The sequence below is a fragment of the Sphaerochaeta sp. UBA5836 genome, from assembly GCF_002432845.1.
GTDB lineage: Bacteria > Spirochaetota > Spirochaetia > Sphaerochaetales > Sphaerochaetaceae > Sphaerochaeta.
In genome coordinates, this window is sequence record NZ_DJGW01000108.1 from 18,397 (window position 1) to 23,399 (window position 5,003).

Here is a 5,003-nt window from a genome sequence, read left to right on the forward strand (position 1 = left end):
TTTGCGATAAGTAGGTACTATCTTCTATAAATGTATTATATCTAAAAGATATATGAATACAAAAATGCAAATTCTCTTCGTCTTCGACCCTGCTTGGCTCATCACTCCCAGTGAAGTGGTAGGCTCTGTGTCCATCCCTCCCTTTTTCTGCTAAACTGTGTAAGAATACCATCAAGAGGGAGAGCCTATGCACAACTGGACTATTGAAGACGCAGAGAAGCTGTACCGCATCAATGATTGGGGGAACGGCTATTTTCATATATCGGATGCAGGTGAAGTGGAAGTCAGTCTGAAGGACAGGTCGCCGCAATCCTCCATCAGCCTGCTTTCCATCGCCAAAGGCTTGCAGGAACGGGGACTCAAGCTTCCGATTCTCCTGCGCTTTTCAAATATCCTGGATGATCGAATTCAGCACATCAATGAGAGTTTCTTGACAGCAATCAAGGATGCCGGCTACCAAGGTACCTACCGGGGAGTCTATCCGATAAAGGTCAACCAACAACAACAGGTTGTTGAGGAGATCTGCAAATATGGGCAACAGTACCATCACGGCCTGGAAACCGGCAGCAAGGCTGAGCTCATCATCGCCCTGGCACATATCGATGATCCCGAAGCCTATATCATTTGCAACGGATACAAGGATGAGGAGTACATCGACCTGGCCCTCAAAGGCCTGCTTTTGGGCATCAAGACTGTCCTGGTCGTGGAAATGCCGGGTGAGGTAGGAATCATTTTACAGCGCTCGCGCGCCTTGGGCATCAAGCCGAACATCGGACTGAGGATGAAACCCTCCACGATGGCAAGCGGGCATTGGACTGACAGCGGAGGAGACCGCAGCGTCTTCGGGCTCAATACAACCCAGGTCATCCAAGTGGTCGAGCGGCTTCGCAAGGAGAAGATGCTCGACTGCCTCAAGTTGTTGCATTACCATTTGGGCAGTCAGATTCCCAACATTCACGACATTCGTGTTGGAGCGACCGAGGCGGCACGATTCTATGCCGGCTTGGTTCAGGAAGGCGCCCCTATGGGTCTCTTGGATATCGGAGGCGGGTTGGCCATTGACTATGACGGAAGCCACTCCGACAGCTCCAACAGCAGAAACTACTCCACCAAGGAGTATTGCGACGACGTAGTTGAAGAGATCATGACCATTTGCAAGGAAGAGAAAATCAGCCATCCCACCATCATCAGCGAGTCGGGCAGGGCGCTGGTCTCCTATTATTCGGTCTTGCTGATGAATGTCCTCGATACCAATGTGTTCTGGGATGGAAAAACCGGAGAAGAGGTTGTCTACGACGAGGATTTGATGCCTGCTTTGGAGAACCTGCTCTATGTAAGAACCATGCTCACCGAAAAAAATGCCCAGGAGTGTCTGAACGACTTGAACTACTATCGTGAGGAGATTCGCAACAAGTTTTTGTACGGCAAGGTCAATATGCGCGAGCGGGCGGCAGCCGAGCATGTGTACTGGTCCATTGTTGCTGAGATTCAGCAAAAGTATGGTGATATCCATGCTGCTGAGATCCAGAAGCTGGAGCATCAGCTCTCGGATATCTACTATGGGAATTTCAGCTTGTTCCAGTCGCTTCCCGATGTGTGGGCGATCGACCAGCTGTTTCCCATCATGCCGATTCATTACCTGCATACGAAACCTGACCGAAAAGCAGTACTGTCCGACATCACCTGCGACAGTGAAGGAAAGATTGACAGGTTCGTCACTTCAAAGGGGGTGAGTGACACCTTGGCCCTCCATACTCCCCGTGAGGATGAGGACTATATCCTCGGAGTCTTTTTGGTGGGAGCCTATCAGGAGACGCTTGGGGATCTGCACAACCTGTTTGGTGATACCAACGTAGTCTCCATCACCTATGAGGATGGCTCGTTCAGCCTTCACAACGAACTGGAAGGGGATACGGTTGCTGATGTGCTGAGCTATGTCGAGTATGAACCCAAACGTCTGGAGGCCATGATCCGAACCAAAGCTGAGAAGGCCGTCCAGGAAGGGCGGATCACCGTTCAGGAACGAAGAAAAATCATCTCGGCCTATACAGCAGGCTTGAGGGGTTACACCTATTACGAAACAGACCAAGAGGAGTAAGTGATGCAGAAGAAGCGCTTGATGATCATCGGGGCCGGTGGTGTAGGCAATGTGGCCGTTCGCAAGTCAGCCCGGATGGAAGAAATCTACGAAGAAATTCTGCTTGCAAGCAGAACCAAGGAAAAGTGTGACGCCATAGCCGGGGAAGCCGGGCCGGTACCCGTTCGTACCGCCTCTGTCGACGCGGACGATGTCGATGCACTGGTTCGCATGATAGGGGAGTTCAAGGCGGACTTGGTCCTCAATGTAGCACTGCCTTATCAGGATTTGACCATCATGGAGGCATGCCTTCGCTGCGGGGTGCATTATGTGGACACCGCAAACTATGAACCCAGGGATGAGGCTCATTTTGAGTACTCTTGGCAGTGGGCGTTTCATGAAAGGTATGAGAAGGCAGGCTTGACAGCTTTGCTGGGCAGCGGCTTCGATCCTGGGGTGACCAATGTGTTCACCGCCTATGCAAACAAGCACTACTTCGATGAGATGCACTATCTGGACATTGTCGATTGCAATGCAGGCGATCATGGAAAGAGTTTTGCCACAAACTTCAATCCGGAGATCAATATCCGTGAAATCACCCAGCCGGGCCGTTACTATGAGATGGGAGAGTGGAAGAGGATGGAACCTTTGGAGATTCATCAGAACGTCGATTATCCCCGGATTGGTTCCAAGGAGAGCTATCTGCTCTTCCACGAAGAGCTCGAGTCGCTGGTAAGGCACTTTCCGACACTCAAACGAGCCCGGTTCTGGATGACATTCAGCCAGCAATACCTCACTTTCCTCAGGGTCCTCGAAGAGGTTGGAATGACCAGCATCAAGCCGGTCAACTACCAAGGCATGGAAATACAGCCTCTGCAGTTCCTGAAGGCTTTGCTCCCCGAACCCTCTTCCTTAGGGCCGAACTATCAAGGCCAGACGTCGATCGGCTGCCAGATACGAGGCCTGAAGGATGGGAAGGAACGAACACTGTACATATTCAACAACTGCAGTCACCAGATGGCTTATCAGGATGCCAAAGCCCAGGCGGTCTCCTATACCACCGGTGTCCCAGCCGCCCTGGGAACCAGCCTGATTGCAAGGGGCATCTGGAAGAAGCCGGGTGTGTGGAACATGGAGCAGTTCGATCCCGATCCGTTCCTCTCCGAGCTGGGACCGCTTGGACTTCCCTGGGAAGTCGTCGTCGATGGCAAGCTTGCCTTTGGAAAGTAGGGGCGATGTTCGACACCAACCAAATCCTGCATACTCCGGCATTCGTACTGGACTATGAGCGTTTTACCAGGAACCTTCAGCTGATCAAGGACCTGCACCGGCAGGTTCCGGTGAAATTTTTGTTCGCTCTCAAGGGCTTTGCCATGCATGCTGTTTTTGCCGAACTTGCAGAGACTGCATGCGGGGCGACTGCATCATCACTGAATGAGGCACTGCTTGCCTCACCGTACTTCACTGAAGTCCATGCCTACGCTCCGGTCTATCAGGACCGGGAGTTTGCAACGATTGCGGCTTTGGCCAAGCATATTACGTTCAACTCCCTGTCGCAGTATGAGAAACACAAGAACGATTGTCCGAATGCCGAAAAAGGCCTGAGGATCAACCCTTTGTACTCAACAGTGGAGACAGCGCTGTACGACCCTTGCGCCGAAGGATCGCGCCTCGGGGTCCTGCCCGAGGACCTTGCAGTTCTGCCTCAAGGAATAACAGGGTTGCATGTGCACAACCTGTGTGAAAGCGGAGCACGCGAACTTGAACGTACCTTGCACTCGATCGAGCACCATTACGGGCATTTGCTCTCCTCCATATCCTGGCTCAATCTCGGAGGAGGACATCTGGTCACCCGTAAAGGCTATGATCTGGAACTGTTCAAGGCGGTGCTCTCCTCGTTCAATCTACGCCATCCCCACATCCAGCTCTTCGTGGAACCCGGAGCCGCCTTTGTGTGGGAGACCGGCTATTTGGCCACCCGGATTCTTGACATCGTGCATAATCGGGGAATCACCACCTTGATGCTCGACTCTTCATTTGCATCGCATATGCCCGACTGCCTTGAGATGCCGTATGCACCAAAGGTTGTTGGGGCTCAGCTGACGCAAAAGGGTGGCTACAGGCTCGGCGGATGCAGCTGCCTTGCAGGGGATTGGGTCGGTTCCTATCACTTCGAGAAGCCTCCCAAAGTAGGGGACATGCTTCTGCTCTGTGATATGATGCATTACACCATGGTCAAGACAACCATGTTCAACGGGATTGCACTTCCCGACATAGCCATCGTTCGTGACGGCCTGTACCAGGTTGTGAAATCCTTTGGCTTTGATGACTACCAAAGACGGCTTTCCTAGGAGGTCCCGATGCAGCATTGGTTCTTGGATTCAGAGTTTCCCAACGCAGAACCCCAACACTCTGCATTTCATGTCATACCGTTCCCCTTGGAGGAGACTGTCTCCTACATGGGAGGGACAAAAGAAGGGCCGAAGGCCATCATCGAGGCCTCCGGCCAACTTGAAAGACTGGTGGAGGGGTACGGGAATCCTGGAAGCCTGGGCATCCATACCACAGACCCGATTCCCGTAAACGGCGGTCTTGTACACGCAATCAAGCTTGCCGGCAACGCAATGCAGTACGCCATGCGCTGCAACGCCACCCCTGTTCTGCTGGGAGGCGAGCATTCGGTGACCAATGCAGCCATTGACCTGCTTCTTGACTGCGGAGAAGTCGGGGTTCTTCAATTTGACGCCCACATGGATCTGCGTGACACCTATGAAGGGAGCAAGCTCAGCCATGCCTGTGTCATGCGCAGGGTGGTTGAAGCAGGCATCCCCCTGTTTCAGGTGGGTATCAGAAACTACAGTGAGGAAGATCTTGCGGCAAGAGAGCAGTACCGGGTGGGATACTACGATGCATCCACGCTGTATCG

4 protein-coding genes are annotated in these 5,003 nt (G+C 52.7%); all 4 read left to right on the forward strand.

Annotated elements, in window-relative coordinates:
- Window positions 1–187 precede the first annotated feature (187 nt).
- On the forward strand, window positions 188–2,098 hold the full coding sequence (gene speA, locus B3F49_RS10860; protein ID WP_293896558.1) for a biosynthetic arginine decarboxylase: 1,911 nt from the start codon (window positions 188–190) through the stop codon (window positions 2,096–2,098).
- Between the two features lie 3 nt (window positions 2,099–2,101).
- A complete protein-coding gene (locus B3F49_RS10865; protein WP_293910993.1) occupies window positions 2,102–3,307 on the forward strand; it encodes a saccharopine dehydrogenase family protein in 1,206 nt (401 codons plus the stop codon).
- Window positions 3,308–3,312: 5 nt separating this feature from the next.
- Window positions 3,313–4,428: a carboxynorspermidine decarboxylase gene (nspC, locus tag B3F49_RS10870; protein ID WP_293910995.1), complete on the forward strand. Its 1,116-nt coding sequence runs from the start codon at window positions 3,313–3,315 to the stop codon at window positions 4,426–4,428.
- Window positions 4,429–4,437: 9 nt separating this feature from the next.
- Window positions 4,438–5,003: arginase family protein (locus B3F49_RS10875; protein WP_293911005.1), on the forward strand; the 566-nt coding region annotated here is incomplete at its 3' end.

Coding starts and splice junctions, on each gene's coding strand:
- speA (WP_293896558.1), top strand. CDS start 188: ATGCACAACTGGACTATTGAAGACGCAGAGAAGCTGTACCGCATCAAT.
- B3F49_RS10865 (WP_293910993.1), top strand. CDS start 2,102: ATGCAGAAGAAGCGCTTGATGATCATCGGGGCCGGTGGTGTAGGCAAT.
- nspC (WP_293910995.1), top strand. CDS start 3,313: ATGTTCGACACCAACCAAATCCTGCATACTCCGGCATTCGTACTGGAC.